This is a genomic window from Candidatus Melainabacteria bacterium (assembly GCA_003963305.1).
In the GTDB taxonomy this organism is placed as follows: Bacteria; Cyanobacteriota; Vampirovibrionia; order Obscuribacterales; family Obscuribacteraceae; genus PALSA-1081.
In genome coordinates, this window is record RXJR01000021.1 from 127,004 (window position 1) to 141,219 (window position 14,216).

The 14,216-nt window shown below is 50.7% G+C and carries 11 protein-coding genes; 3 read left to right on the plus strand and 8 right to left on the minus strand.

The window, feature by feature from the left end; all coding sequences use genetic code 11:
• Positions 1-72 precede the first annotated feature (72 nt).
• A complete protein-coding gene (locus tag EKK48_20540) occupies positions 73-1,770 on the plus strand; it encodes a hypothetical protein (GenBank protein ID RTL38824.1) in 1,698 nt (565 codons plus the stop codon).
• A gap of 44 nt (positions 1,771-1,814) precedes the next feature.
• On the opposite strand, the gene EKK48_20545 is transcribed toward EKK48_20540, so the two are convergent.
• Together EKK48_20545 and EKK48_20550 are read right to left on the minus strand one after the other, a co-directional pair.
• Complete coding sequence (locus EKK48_20545) at positions 1,815-2,078, minus strand: hypothetical protein (protein ID RTL38825.1); 264 nt, start codon at positions 2,076-2,078, stop codon at positions 1,815-1,817.
• Positions 2,079-2,353: 275 nt separating this feature from the next.
• Positions 2,354-2,563: a dodecin domain-containing protein gene (locus EKK48_20550; GenBank protein RTL38826.1), complete on the minus strand. Its 210-nt coding sequence runs from the start codon at positions 2,561-2,563 to the stop codon at positions 2,354-2,356.
• Between the two features lie 414 nt (positions 2,564-2,977).
• Between EKK48_20550 and EKK48_20555 the strand changes: the two genes are divergently transcribed.
• Together EKK48_20555 and EKK48_20560 are read left to right on the plus strand one after the other, a co-directional pair.
• Positions 2,978-3,589, plus strand: coding sequence for a hypothetical protein (locus EKK48_20555; GenBank protein ID RTL38827.1), 612 nt, complete (start codon positions 2,978-2,980; stop codon positions 3,587-3,589).
• Between the two features lie 252 nt (positions 3,590-3,841).
• The gene (locus tag EKK48_20560; GenBank protein RTL38828.1) at positions 3,842-5,044 is read left to right on the plus strand and encodes a DUF1574 domain-containing protein; all 1,203 of its coding nucleotides are present in this window, start codon (positions 3,842-3,844) and stop codon (positions 5,042-5,044) included.
• A gap of 106 nt (positions 5,045-5,150) precedes the next feature.
• Here the strand turns inward: EKK48_20560 and EKK48_20565 are convergent, their stop codons facing one another.
• The 6 genes from EKK48_20565 to clpP all read right to left on the minus strand — a co-directional run bounded on the left by EKK48_20565 (position 5,151) and on the right by clpP (position 14,175).
• Positions 5,151-6,371, minus strand: coding sequence for a butyryl-CoA dehydrogenase (locus EKK48_20565; protein RTL38829.1), 1,221 nt, complete (start codon positions 6,369-6,371; stop codon positions 5,151-5,153).
• A gap of 42 nt (positions 6,372-6,413) precedes the next feature.
• Positions 6,414-7,985 carry an aldehyde dehydrogenase family protein gene (locus tag EKK48_20570; GenBank protein RTL38830.1) on the minus strand — a complete coding sequence of 524 codons (1,572 nt, stop codon included), beginning with the start codon at positions 7,983-7,985 and terminating at the stop codon, positions 6,414-6,416.
• Positions 7,986-8,030: 45 nt separating this feature from the next.
• Positions 8,031-9,329: an aminotransferase class III-fold pyridoxal phosphate-dependent enzyme gene (locus EKK48_20575; protein ID RTL38831.1), complete on the minus strand. Its 1,299-nt coding sequence runs from the start codon at positions 9,327-9,329 to the stop codon at positions 8,031-8,033.
• Between the two features lie 280 nt (positions 9,330-9,609).
• On the minus strand, positions 9,610-12,039 hold the full coding sequence (gene lon, locus EKK48_20580) for an endopeptidase La (GenBank protein ID RTL38832.1): 2,430 nt from the start codon (positions 12,037-12,039) through the stop codon (positions 9,610-9,612).
• Positions 12,040-12,195: 156 nt separating this feature from the next.
• The gene (gene clpX / locus EKK48_20585) at positions 12,196-13,491 is read right to left on the minus strand and encodes an ATP-dependent protease ATP-binding subunit ClpX (protein ID RTL38833.1); all 1,296 of its coding nucleotides are present in this window, start codon (positions 13,489-13,491) and stop codon (positions 12,196-12,198) included.
• A 75-nt stretch (positions 13,492-13,566) separates the two neighbouring features.
• A complete protein-coding gene (clpP, locus tag EKK48_20590) occupies positions 13,567-14,175 on the minus strand; it encodes an ATP-dependent Clp endopeptidase proteolytic subunit ClpP (GenBank protein ID RTL38895.1) in 609 nt (202 codons plus the stop codon).
• Positions 14,176-14,216: the final 41 nt, after the last annotated feature.

The window sequence follows — 14,216 nt, forward strand, 5'->3', positions numbered from 1 at the left end:
CTCTGTACTGAGGAAGTGCCCGATCTGACTCAGACAATCACTGAAACGTCTCTTCGAGACGAAGGATGCATTATGGGCAATGGTTTTGATAACACGAATCAACAGCAACAGCAGCAAACCGGCTCCTACGGTTTGAACGCGACGGATGTTTATTTACCGCCACCAAGCTCGAATCAACCATGGCGCCCAAACTACGGGCAAGTAGCCCCGGCATACGGAAACACTGGCGACGGCAGCATCGGTAATCCCAACGGTCAACAAGGTCAGACTTACGAAGGCGGCGTACCTGTGCAACCACGGCCGGTGCAGCAACCAGGTGGCTATCAAACTCCGTACAACCAGTATCCAGGTCAGGACGTCAATCAAGGCGGTGCGGCGTACAATCCCAATGGCGGTGCAGCATACAATCCAGGCGGTGCATCGGCATACAACCCTGGTGGTGCAGCCTACAATCCTGGCGACCAGCAAATTCCACAACAAGCGCCTCCGCTCGGTAACAACGCGCAGAGCGGTCCAGTCTGGAATCAACCGAACCCCAGACAACAGTCATCAGACCTGAACAACACCAGCTACAACTACGAACCGGTCGTGAAACCAATCGGAGTATTCTCAGCTTCGGTCATGGGCGGACTGGGTGGTATCGTTGGCGGCAACCTCATTCCTAACTGGGGCAACAAGGCAGCTGATGCCATTCTTCGTGACGCGCCAAAAGTCACCGAAGGAGCGAAGCCAGGCTTCTTCGAATCAGGTGGAACCTTTGAGAAAATTGTCGGCAAAGACGCGGCCAGTAAAGTTTCGAAAGGAGCAGAAGATCTGAGCTCCAAGTTCGAGGGAGCAGATGCAGGCGGTCGCGTGCAACGCGCTGCCACAAGTTGGCAAAATCAATTCGACCCACGCTATCAAAACAGAACGGCGTTGCAGGATCTTCTCGACAAAAACAATGACGCATTGAAAGAGTTTGCCGGCAAAGACAAAGCCGCTCTGGCCGAAGCAGACGCAGCCAGACTAGCAGCTCTCGAACAGAAACAAGCCATCCTCTCAGCCGGTGAAGGTGCCGCTGCAAGCAAACTGAACCCGGCGTTATTCACAGCCGACGGCAAGGCGATGCTGGAGACAGTCAAAGGTTCGACTGCACTGACTGAAGCCGAAGCTAGTTTGCTCAAGAGTCAAGGGGCAAATCTCAGCAAAGCGTTCCCTTCCGCCGAACTGGCCAGCAAAGAAGTAGCCCTGCTTGAGCGTCCAATGGTCGGAAATTTCGCCAAAGGAGCTGCATTTGTTGGCGGCACCTTGCTCGCCGACAATATCGCCGGAAACTTCATCGGCAAAAATGGTGCCGGTCACTTGAGCGAAGTCGCGTTGCCTATGGCATTCGTTGCAGGCGGAAGCTGGAGAGAAAAAGCGATTTACTCAGCTGCAGCAATCGTTGGCAGCAAGACAATCGACGCACTCCTTCCTGCATCAGATCACACCACCATCAATCGCATCATGGCGCCAAACGGCGTTGATTCGCTGACCATGGGCGCAGCATTCCTGTTGCCTGCAGCCGATCCTAAGACTCGCATGGCGATGATTGGAACGGCATGGGGCTTCGGCCGCTTGCGCAATATGAACGACACTGAAAGCTTGCTCACAACCGGCGGCTTAATGGGTGCAACGGGTCTCGCTCTGAAAGTAGGCAAGATCAATCCTGAACTGGGTGTTGGCTTGCTGGCCGCAGAAGGCGGAGCATTCGTTCTCAGTCGAATCTTCAAAGGCAACACCGGCAAATAGGCGGTGAGCTCGAGAGTGAGGCAGTCGGGCTTTAAGATGACGATTTAGGTGTTGTTGATGATTTGACGCGCGTGACTGTAGTACGGCTCGGCCTTTTCAGCCATACCATTTGCTTCGAAAAAGTTCGTCAACTCGATTAAGACAGACTTGAGTACAAAACTAATTTGTTCGCTCTCAGCACCGAAAACACGTTCTGCTTCCGCTATGGCACGCCTGTACAACTGTTCGGCATCTGCATAGCTTCCGCTCTCGCGCGCCTTCTTGGCTTCATCGAGCAAAGTTTTCCAATTAGTTTCCTGCGAACCCATATTCACCTCAATACGGCTATCTTAACAGGCTTACTGTTCTCATTGCTCCCAAGCTGGACAATGACGATTCTACTGGACTGACAGGTCACTGAAAAGAGCAAAATTCAAGTCACTTTATCAGACGGAATACCCGGCAGATTTAGGAATCGGTCGCGACCGATCGGTCTAGTGGCAACTCAGAAAGATATAAGAGCGTAGACATAAAAAAAACAAGGCACCAGATGCGGTGCCCTGTCATACCGTCCATAATCGCACACCATATACGGTGCAAGAGACTAGTCGTCCAGTTTAAATCCAACTTTGATAGTCACCTGGAACTCAGCGACCTGGCCATCTTTGATCAAACCTCTTTGATCGACCACTTCGAACCAGCCCAGGTTACGAAGAGTCTTGCTGGCTCTCTTCACGCCTTCTTTTACTGCATCCGCAAAACTGTTAGGAGAGGTCCCGACGATCTCAGTCATCTTATATACGCCACCGGCCATAATTACTCCTTCGACTTTCGTCACTGAATATAATAACGACCTAATGTAAGCTACTGAAAACTATGACCGGCGGGCATTTTCGAAGCTATTACAATCCTTTACCCGCCTCAAAAAATAGACGCCAAACAGAATGAAACGACCGACATCCACCCCCAGAGCGATTTCTGTGGCTGAGTTGCACCATGCTCGTTCGGAAACCCTTACCAGGTAAGGAATCGCAGTGCTGCCTGCTTCCGTTGAGCGTGTACAGTCCAGTTAGAAATGCTGGTTAGCATTAACGGTTTGATAGGGTAACCCCAATCAGAGGAATTCTTGCAAGGGCATGAAAGAGATAAGCAGAGTTATGCAGGAATAACGGTAGGCAAGTTCGGCTGGTGTAAGCGAGCAAACAAGCAAGGATTCTAGGTGCCTGATATGACGACCAACACTTATGCAAAAGACAACTACGAGATCGACGAGAAGTTCCCTTATAGATTTCTCCTGAGATGGACGTGGCCCGATCACATCGACCGCTACATACGCAGACTGATGTGGGCATGGTTGAATGAACAGAGCAACGGTCAGCAACAAGATCTTTCAGCAACAGACTACGTGGCGGCACACTTGTTCTGGCTCATCGCCGTCAGTCCTGAGACACCAGGAGCGGTGCTTGATGCGCTGGCGGCAACTTGTTCGGTATCGTTCCAGGAACGCATAGCCGAAAACAAAAACACCTGGTCCAGCACACTGACAAAACTTGCTCAGAGCGAGTCTCCGCGTGTCAGAATCGCCGTTGCAGAGAATCCAAATACACCGGCTGCGACAATGCTGCAACTTTCACTAGATGAGAATGCTGACATTCGTTATGCAGTAGCCGACAACTGCAATCAAGCCGTAACGATATTAGAGTCACTGACAAATGACGAGAACGCACATGTAGCATCCCGCTCGCGGCGAAGTCTGGCTCAAATCAACAAAGTCGAGCCTGTGATCTTAAAACCGGCATCTCAATCTCAGTCCAGAAGACAAAAGACCGTGGCCGGGTAACAGCTGGCGTTACAAACTGAGACCCCAGCGGAGCGCGACCTGTTGTCTGCGCTCCGTCTCCGTGCCAGGTTTCTTTCAGACTCTCCGCAAAAATGACATTTTCAGCCCTTGAGAATCATTTAAAGCGCCAGCAGTTGCGCCTGAAGCCCTGCCAAGGCTGTGCTATTATTGGGCCTTTTCAAGAGTCTGGCATGGCCGGACTGTCCGGAAAAAACCGAAGCAGGGGTCTATTTGTCGACCGGGAATATAGCCATGAAAGGGTGGTCCGTGCTCAAACGCTTGAGCCGGAGCAGCTTTCTGTATATCTGCGTGTTGCTTGCGTGTACAGATGTAGTGCTGAGCGCCTACGTGCCACGCACCAACCAGATCTGGTACGAAAAGAGTGTTAACGGCAGCAACGAGCCATTTTGCCGCAAAATTTTCGAATATATATGCTCTCAACCTGATCCACACGTAGTGATGATGGGATCGTCACTACTGGCGGTGCCATCAATCTCTTGCGACGAAACTTTTGTTCGAGCCAGGAGTCCATACTCGACGTTGCCTGATATGTTCGCATTCAGTCATTACAAGCGCTGCGACTACTTCAAAATGCTGCTCTCTCAGAGCCTGGGAAAGAAAGTCGACGTAGTAAATCTTGGACTAGCCGGAATCGTTGCGTCGGACCAGAAATTGATTCTCGAAAAAGCGCTTGCATTCAACAAAAAACCTGGTCTTGTGGTCTGGACAGTTGCCCCGGCCGAGTTTATCTGGAATGACGGTCGCGGAGTAGACAACACCCGCATCGGTCAGGCTTTCAAGTCATATTCCTGGCCATTCGACGCGAGCGCTATAGCCCTGGCGGCAGACAGAGTGAGAAGAGAGTGCACGTGGCATTTCGACTTGCTGGAAAATGAGTTAGCCGCCTGTAAAGCGCCTATGAGCGAGTACGTCAATAAACTGTTGAATCGTCCCGCCCAGGAAGATAAAGCGCTTACCGCCGCCAAACAGGCTTTGGCAGCAAATCAAACAGACACGGTTGAATCTGCGATGGATGCCTACGGTCGAAAGAACAGACTGGAAGACATTCCGCACTTCAAAATGAACTACTCAAAAGTAGACAACAAGCTATTCGATAAACAGTTGGAATCTTTCACGCAAACGTTGGAGTTGTGCAATCAGCATAACGTTCCTGTAGTGATAGTAAATATGCCGCTGACGAAATACAACCGCGACTTGATTGATAGAAATGTCTACGAAAAGTACATCTCGTCAGTCAGCGAAATTGCTCAACGGCATCGCAGTCCATTTGTCGACATGGATAGCTCCAACGGTTTTGCACTATCGGATTTTTATGATTCGACACATCTGAACGAGACTGGCGGCAAGAAGCTCTTCACAGCTCTAGCCAATCGCATTCCAAAACTGGCAACCGATCACCCGCAACTTGCAGGCGTCCGCGAAACTGCGAACTAGAAACTGCGAACTATGAACCGCGAAATATAAAAATTGCGAACCAGGCTGCTCAAAAAAAAGCCGCTCAATGAATTTCACTGAGCGGCTTTAGATTTTTGCTATCGATTTACACGCCAGCCAATTGTGGTTCTGCTGCGGTTCCAGCAAGAGCGGTCATACGACCAGTGCTCTGTCCGTTCGCATTGCGGATACCGAGCGCATCTTGAGCGATGATCAAGCGTTGGATTTCGCGAGTTCCTTCGTAGATGTTCAGCACTTTAGCGTCGCGGAAGTAGCGCTCAACTGGATACTCATCTGAGAATCCATAGCCACCGAAGATTTGTACTGCGTTGTGACCAGCTTTGTTAGCCGCTTCTCCGCAGAACAATTTTGCAATTGAAGTTTCAAGCGTGTTGCGAACGCCTTTGTTCTTCAGATGGGCGGCACGCAAGTAGAGCAGTCGTCCGGCTTCTGCATCGGCAACCATGTCGGCAATCATGGCTTGCACCTGTTGATGCTCACCGATTGGCTTGCCAAATGTCTGCCTCTGCATTGCGTAGGTGGTGCAAGCATCGATACATCCCTGCACGAGACCTACGGCACCGGCGGCTACTGAGAAACGACCGTTATCCAGGGCTGACATAGCCACTTTGAAGCCTTCACCGAGTCCACCGAGCATGTTTGCAGCTGGTACACGCACCTGATCAAGGAACAAGGACGATGTGTCTGATGCGCGCAATCCCAACTTGCCTTTGATTGGCACAGCCGAGAAGCCTTTCGACTTGGTATCGACGATAAAGCAGGTGATGCCTTTGTGTCCCAACTTGGTGTCGACAGTTGCGAAGACAAGCGCGTGTGTAGCGATAGAACCGCATGAGATCCAGGTTTTCTGACCGGTCAACAGATAGTCGGAACCGTCCTTAACTGCTTTGGTCTGCTGGTTACCGGCGTCTGAACCTGCTTCTGGCTCAGTCAAACCGTAGCAACCGATGTATTCGCCGTTGCAAAGCTTAGGCAGCAATTCTTGCTTCTGAGCTTCGGTTCCCCACTTCAAAATCGTCAGAGCAACGAGAGATGTCTGCACTGAGAAAAGAGTTCGAGTGGAAGAGCAGACACGGTTGATTTCTTCGGTCATCAAACCGTAGGCCACATAGTCCATTCCCAGACCGCCGTATTTCTCAGGCACTGGGCAGCCTAGAAAACCTTCAGCGAAGATCTTTTTGGCGATATCCCAATCGAACTTGCATTCGCGATCGTTGTACGCAGCTTTAGGAGCAATTTCACGCTCGGCAAAGTCACGCATGTGCTTGCGCATTGCCATCTGCTCCGGTGTAAAGTCAAAATCCATAGTCCTTTTCTCCAATTAAGTAGCGTAGCGTTTTAACAGTGGTTACGGAGCAATTTTGCTTTCGTCGTCTTCAGTTCGAGCAGGATGATTATCAATCTGCGCTCTCTGCAGGCGTCCCGAGTAGTCGACATATACAGACTTCCACTCGGTGAATTGGTCGATTGCAGTGGTTCCGGCTTCACGGTGTCCGTTGCCGGTTTGTTTGACACCACCGAAAGGCAACTGAATTTCAGCACCAATCGTTGGAGCATTTATGTAGACGATGCCGGATTCGAGCTCTTCGATAGCTGCGAAGGCGCGGTTTACGTCTTTTGTATACATTGAAAGGGAGAGACCATATTCGGTGCCGTTAGCTACTTCAATAGCTTCATCGAAATCATTGACTTTGATGATGCTCACGACTGGTCCGAATATTTCTTCCTGAGCGATACGCATCGATGGCTTGACGTCACCGAAAACTGTAGGCTCATGGAACCAACCGTTTTCCATACCGTTATCCTTGACGATGTTGCCACCGCAAAGGAGGGTGGCACCTTCTTTCTGGCCTATCTCAACGTACTCGTGCACGCTGTGCAACTGAGACTTCGAAACTACCGGTCCGACGTGCACTTCAGGGTCCAGACCGTCACCGAGTTTGAGGGCTCTGGCGCGTGCAACGAATTTTTCAGTAAATTCTTTGTAGCGATCCTTGTGCACTATGACTCGGCTGGCAGCGGTGCAACGCTGTCCGGCAGTACCGAAACCGCCCCAAACAGCGCCTTCGACAGCCAGTTCGATATCGGCATCTTCCATGATGCAGATGGCATTCTTTCCACCCAATTCACAAGAGATGCGCTTCATCAATTCACCGCAACGTCCGGCAACTTTCTTGCCGACTACTGTTGAGCCGGTAATGGAAATTGCGCGAACACGTGGATCTTCAACGATCGCCTGACCTACTTTGCTGCCTTCGCCTGTAACCAGATTCAGTACTCCTGCAGGGAGTCCTGCTTCTACAAGCACTTCAACGAGCATGACTGCGCAAAGAGGAGTGTCTGTAGCTGGTTTGAAAACGACCGTGTTGCCCGCAACGATAGCCGGAAAAATTTTCCAGCTTGGTATAGCAACAGGGAAGTTCCACGGCGTGATCAGCCCGACCACGCCAATAGGTGCCCTCACGGACATGGCGAACTTGTTGGGCAGCTCAGACGGTACGGTTGTACCCATCAGGCGGCGTCCCTCGCCGGCCATGAACTTAGCCATGTCGATAGCTTCTTGCACATCGCCACGCGCTTCTTTGATCACTTTGCCCATTTCGCGAACCATGTTTCTCGCCATTTCTTCTTTGCGAGTTTCGAGCAAGTGAGCGACTCTGTAGAGAATCTCGGCGCGGTGAGGAGCTGGAACTTTTCTCCAGGTCTTCAGTGCTTCCTCGGCTGCATCAATAGCCTTTTTAACATCGTTGACCGTGGATGCTGCGAAGTGACCGATGATCTCTTTTTCATTGGCAGGATTAGTGCTGGTGAAAGTTTCACCATTTTCAGCCTTCACCCAACGACCACCGATGTAGTTATGGTAGACGCGAGGAGCGTCAGCCCTGGTCTTTGTTTGCAGACTCTGTGTACTAGTGCTCATAGATTTCTCCCGGCTTTTTCAACTGTCTTAACAGCGAACTTTCGCTTAAAACGTCATGGCCTTTTCGAGGATATCCAAAGCTTTTGCAGCATCGGCATCCGAAAGATTGAGCGGTGGAATCAAGCGAATAACCTGGCCGCGGATGCCGCAAGTGAGAACAATCAACTTGTTCTCGAGGCAACGCTCGGCCACCTTCTCAGCCAATTCTTTGCTTGGTTTGCCGTCTTTTTCATCAAACTCGATGCCGAGCATCATGCCCAGTCCACGCACTTCGCCGATGTATTGCTTGTCTTCGGCAAATTTTTGCAAACGCTTGAGCATTTCGCCGCCCAGTTTGGCTGCACGCTCCGGCAATTTCTCTTCCTGCAGCACGTCGATAACGGCAAGCGCAGCAGCGCAAGAAACCGGGTTGCCACCAAATGTGGAGCCGTGTCTTCCAGGCAACCATTTGCTTGTGATTTCGCGACGTGAGATAAATCCGGAAAGAGGCATGCCGCCTGCAATTCCCTTAGCCATCAACATGATGTCCGGCTCGACTGGTTCGTGTTCGCAAGCGAACATTTTTCCGGTTCTGCCGAATCCAGACTGCACTTCATCAATAATCAGCATGATGCCGTGCTTGTCGGCCAGCTTACGCAAGCGAGTCAGGAAGCCCTTCGGCGGAATGACATAACCACCTTCACCCTGCACAGGCTCAACGATAAAAGCAGCCACTTGCTCTGGGTGAATAAATTGATGGAAGAGGTTATCGAGTTCTTCAAATACGCTATCGACCACGGCTTCTGGATTGTCTTTCAGAGGTGAGCGATAGGTGTAAGGGAAAGGCACCGTGTAGATGCAGCTTGGCAGCGGCTCATACTTTTCACGGTAATAAAGTTTTGAAGTGGTGAGAGCCATCGTCAGCATCGTGCGACCGTGGAAGGAGCCGCGGAAGTTGATGATGCCCGGACGTCCTGTGACGTAGCGCGCCAGTTTGACGGCGCCTTCAACGGCTTCAGCACCGCTGTTTGCCAGAAAGACAGAATCGAGAGTCTTAGGAGTGATGTCGACGAGCTTTTGAGCCAGTTCGATGTAACGCTTGTGGTGCACGGTAACTGATGTGTGAATCAGCTCGGCTGCTTGCTTTTGAATGGCTGCGACGACTTTGGGATGGCAGTGTCCGACGTTATTTACCGCGATACCTGTTGCCAGATCGAGATAAGCATCGCCGTTCATGTCATAGATATAAGAGCCTTCTGCGCGCTCTGCGACAATACGAGCCGATCTCGAAAGAACCGGATTGACAAATTTGTCATCGAGTTCCAAGTACGCAAGATTTTTGTTCAACCTTTCAGCCATCACCATGACGAACTCCTTTTAACTTCACCCACAGCAGGTACTAAAGCAAAACAAAAATGTTTGCTTGTTTTTGATGAGCAAATCTCGGTTTTCAGACAATATTCAATTGCGCTGAAAGCAAACCAGAGCGACTATTGCTCAAATGTAAAGCATATCAACTTATTTGAAGATAAAGCGTCATATTTAGCATTTTGCCAGTATTGGCAAACGCTGAAGCGCAGCTATATCAAAAGTCTTGAGAGATCGTCACTGCGACATAGAGGCAGAAAGTGGTCGCCACTTCCGCCTACCGCTTGACAGTGCCCGCTGCGGAGCGGCGTGCAGCCTGACGATTGACAGGCTTGCTCTTCTTTCCTCGCACAGGTTTGACTGATTTCTTGCCGCTCGTTGGTTTTATCTTCTCTTTGAAAGCCACCGAGAACACCTCATCCAGGTGGCCGACCGGCACAAGTTGCAGTTGCTTCTTCACGTACTCAGGAATTTCTGCCAGATCTTTCTCGTTTGATTTGGGCAGAAAAACAGTCTTCACTCCAGCGCGAACTGCTGCCAGCACCTTCTCTTTGAGACCGCCGATGGCAAGAACTCGACCGCGCAAAGTGATTTCTCCGGTCATGGCAAGATTGGCTTGCACGGGCCGCTTACTGACAGCTGAAATTAGCGCCACAGCGAGAGCAACACCAGCTGATGGACCGTCTTTAGGAATAGCACCTTCGGGAATGTGCACATGAATATCCAGCTTGTCGCCAAAATCCGGATCGATACCGAGTTCTTTGGCATGCATGCGGATGTAGCTGAAAGCCGCTTGAGCTGACTCTTTCATGACATCACCAAGCTGACCGGTTAGTTGCAACTTACCTTTGCCGGGCATTGTGTTGACTTCGACAGAAAGCGTTTCGCCACCGGTCTCAGTCCACGCCAGTCCTGTAACGATACCGATTTGCGGACCACGAGGATCGGTCTCACGAATGATTTTGGGAGGACCGAGATACTTGGTCACCAAATTTGGTGCCAATTTGATTACGCTGCTGGGCGACTTCACGACCTGGGCCGCCACCTTGCGACAGATAGTGGCGATATTGCGCTCTAACTGACGCACCCCGGCTTCGCGCGTGTATTCCTGAATTACTTTGCGTACTGCTTCAGGTTGAAGCTTGAGATTCCTTTTGCTCAGCCCATGTTTCTCGAGAGTTTTTGGAATGATGTGCTGTTCTGCGATCGAGAGCTTCTCTTCTTCTGTATAGCCTGAAATGCGAATCACTTCCAGACGATCGTAAAGCGGGCGGGGCACATAATCTAGCGCATTGGCAGTGGCGACGAATACAACTTCCGACAGTGAGAACGGAGCATCCAGATAATGATCGGTGAATGAATCGTTTTGATCGGGATCGAGCACTTCCAGCATGGCCGCAGTCGGATCACCCATATAGCTGCGTGTCATCTTTTCAATTTCGTCAAGCAGGATGACTGGATTTTTCGTGCCTGATTGCTTGATTGCCTGGATGATGCGCCCCGGCATGGCGCCTATGTATGTGCGACGGTGCCCACGGATTTCAGCTTCATCGTTGACGCCACCAAGACTGATGCGGGCGAATTTTCTGTTCATGGCCTTGGCGATCGACTTGACGAGACTGGTTTTGCCGACGCCAGGAGGGCCTACAAGGCACAATATTGTGCCCTGGGGATGTTTAGAGAGCTTGCGCACGGCTAGATACTCGAGGATGCGCTCTTTGACTTTCTCGAGCCCATAGTGGTCTTCAGCGAGAATTTCTTCCGCCTCATCGAGATCGAGACTGTCGCGTGAACGCTTCGCCCACGGCAGCGAAACAAGCGTATCGAGATAGGTGCGAATAACGCCGGCTTCGGCACTTTGCGGCATCATTTTTTCAAGACGCCCCAGTTCCTTCTGAGCTTTTTCAAGCGGCACGCCAGTCATTTTTGCCTTGGCGATTTTTTGCTTGTACTCGGCTATCTCACCGGTCTGCTCACCGTCGGCGTTGAGCTCGTCCTGAATGATGCGCATCTTTTCGCGCAGGTAATATTCGCGCTGAGTTTTCTCCAGATTGAAACGCACGCGATCGTGAATTTGCTGTTCAAGATCTGCCAGTTCCAGTTCTCGTGAAAGCAGCAATCCGACGTATTCCAGGCGTTCGGTGCTGTCGACAATCTCGAGACACTTCTGCCGCTCCGCCACATCCAATCCTAGATAAGTGGCGATGATGTCAGCAAGACGACCGGGCTGACCGATACCAGAAACAGCGAGAAGACTTTCCGGGTTGATTTTCTTAGTAGATTTGACGTACTGCTCGAACTTCTCAACTGACAGGCGTATCAAAGTCTTGGTGCCCTGATCGTCTCTGACCGTTTCTTCCTGCTCTTTGACATTGGCTGTGAAGTGCGCAGATTCGTCAAAAACGTTCTCCAGGCTGACGCGGCTCGAACCTTCAACCAGCACCTTAACGGTGCCGTCAGGCAGTTTGAGCATCTGCATGACTTCAGCCAGAGTGCCGATTTGATAAATCTCGTCCTGAGTCGGCTCTTCGCACTCAGGGTCTTTCTGCGCGACAAGGACGACAAGGCGGTCGTCTCGCAACAGCGACTGTTCCAGAGCAGCGATTGATTTAGGACGACTGACGAATAAAGGCGTCACCATCTGCGGAAAGACAACAACGTCTCGCAGCGGAATGAGGGGAAATGTCGTTGCAGTCAAATCAGTCATTTATCGCGACCAAAGAATGTGAATCAACTCTCAGAGAGCCGGATGATCCTATCGTTGAATTCTCCATCAGCTGACGAAACACTCGCAAACAGCCAATCGCAGAATCGTCTGTGCATGACGCTACAGACATATAGTTTAGCCTGTATTTCGGCCGAATTAAGCTATTTCGCCTTTGAGTTTAGCTTTTGGCAATTGAAGTAACTCAGCCGTCGAACGCTTCTCGACCAGCTCTTTTGTGATGTGGCAGACCTTGATATCGGAGCGCGACGGCACTTCGTACATGATGTCGAGCATGATTTCTTCCACAATCGATCGCAGAGCTCGAGCACCGGTCTTGCGCTTCAAAGCCTCTTCAGCGATACCGGCAATGGCCTGCTCATCGAAGCGAAGCTCTACTCCGTCGAGTGCGAGCAGTTGCTGATACTGCTTGATGATGGCGTTCTTAGGCTCGACCAGAATGCGCACCAGCGCTTCCACATCGAGAGATTCAAGCACAGCCACAACCGGCATACGTCCGACAAATTCCGGAATCAATCCAAACTTGAGCAGGTCGTCTGGAGCAGTATCTTTCAAGATTTTGCTCGCTTTCAACTCCCGTTCCCAGGCTGTTGACGGTGTATCGGCACCAAATCCGATATTGCGGTTGGAAGAGGTTCTCTGTTCGACAATCTTGTCGAGACCGACGAATGCTCCACCACAAATGAAAAGGATGTTGGCTGTGTTGATTTGAATGAACTCTTGATGCGGATGCTTACGACCGCCTTGCGGAGGCACGTTTGCAAGAGTTCCTTCAATCATCTTGAGCAGTGCTTGTTGCACGCCTTCGCCGCTGACATCACGGGTGATACTAGTATTTTCAGACTTGCGGGAAATCTTGTCGATTTCGTCGATATATATGATGCCGCGCTCAGCCTTCTTGACGTCATAGTCTGCGGCTTGATAAAGGCGCAGGAGGATGTTTTCAACGTCTTCACCAACGTATCCGGCTTCTGTCAATGTCGTCGCGTCAGCCACTGCAAACGGCACGTCGAGCAATTTAGCCAGAGTCTGAGCAAGCAGAGTCTTGCCGCAGCCGGTCGGTCCAATCAGTAGAATGTTGGACTTCTGGATTTCAACTTGATCAGACAGTTCGCTGTTGTGGCTGATTCGCTTGTAGTGGTTGTAGACAGCTACAGAAAGAATCTTCTTGGCTGATGTCTGACCGATGATGTGTTGATCCAGAAATGACTTGATCTCTTGCGGCTTAGGAATATCGACCAGCTGCGGCAACGCTGTTTCAGTCGGGCTCGCAGCTGGACTTCCTTCAAAGAGCTCCTCGTCGAGGATCTCATTGCATAGGTCGACACACTCGTCGCATATGTAAACACCGGGCCCGGCAATCAGCTTCTTTACTTGGTCCTGACTCTTTCCGCAGAAGGAGCACTTAAGTCGATTATCCGGTTGCTTTGGCATGTTGTTTCCCTATCTCTATGGAATCATTCTGACAGAAGATTGTCAGATGCACGAGTTCACAAGTGAGCTGACTTTCTAAACCGCCGCCAGGTTGGGCTGAGCGTCCAATCTGACAATCACTTCGTCGACGAGACCATATTCTTTGGCTTCTTCGGCTGTCATGATGTTGTCGCGGTCAGTGTCCTTCTCGATTTGCTTGACGGATTGACCGGTGTGTTGTGCCATCAATTCATTTAGTTGTCTCTTAATTCGCAAGATCTCTCTGGCTTGAATTTCGATATCAGTTGCCTGTCCTTGTGCACCGCCCAGTGGTTGGTGAATGAGAATTCTTGAATGTGGAAGCGCAAGGCGTTTGCCTTTCTTACCAGCTGACAACAAGAATGCTCCCATGCTGGCCGCTTGCCCCAAACAGATTGTAGAAACATCAGATCTGATGTGCTGGATAGTGTCATAGATAGCTAATCCAGCAGTGACCGAGCCGCCTGGTGAATTAATGTAGAGACGAATATCTTTTTCTGGATCTTCGCCTTCGAGCAGCAACAGCTGAGCCACGATCAAGTTTGCAACTGTGTCGTCTACAGGAGTTCCTAAAAATACGATTCTTTCTCTGAGCAATCTCGAGAAGATATCGAAAGCTCTTTCGCCACGAGCGGTCGTCTCAATAACAGTCGGCGGATAATACATATTTGGAGACGCATAAGGCGTTATGCTCCAGATATCGAAAA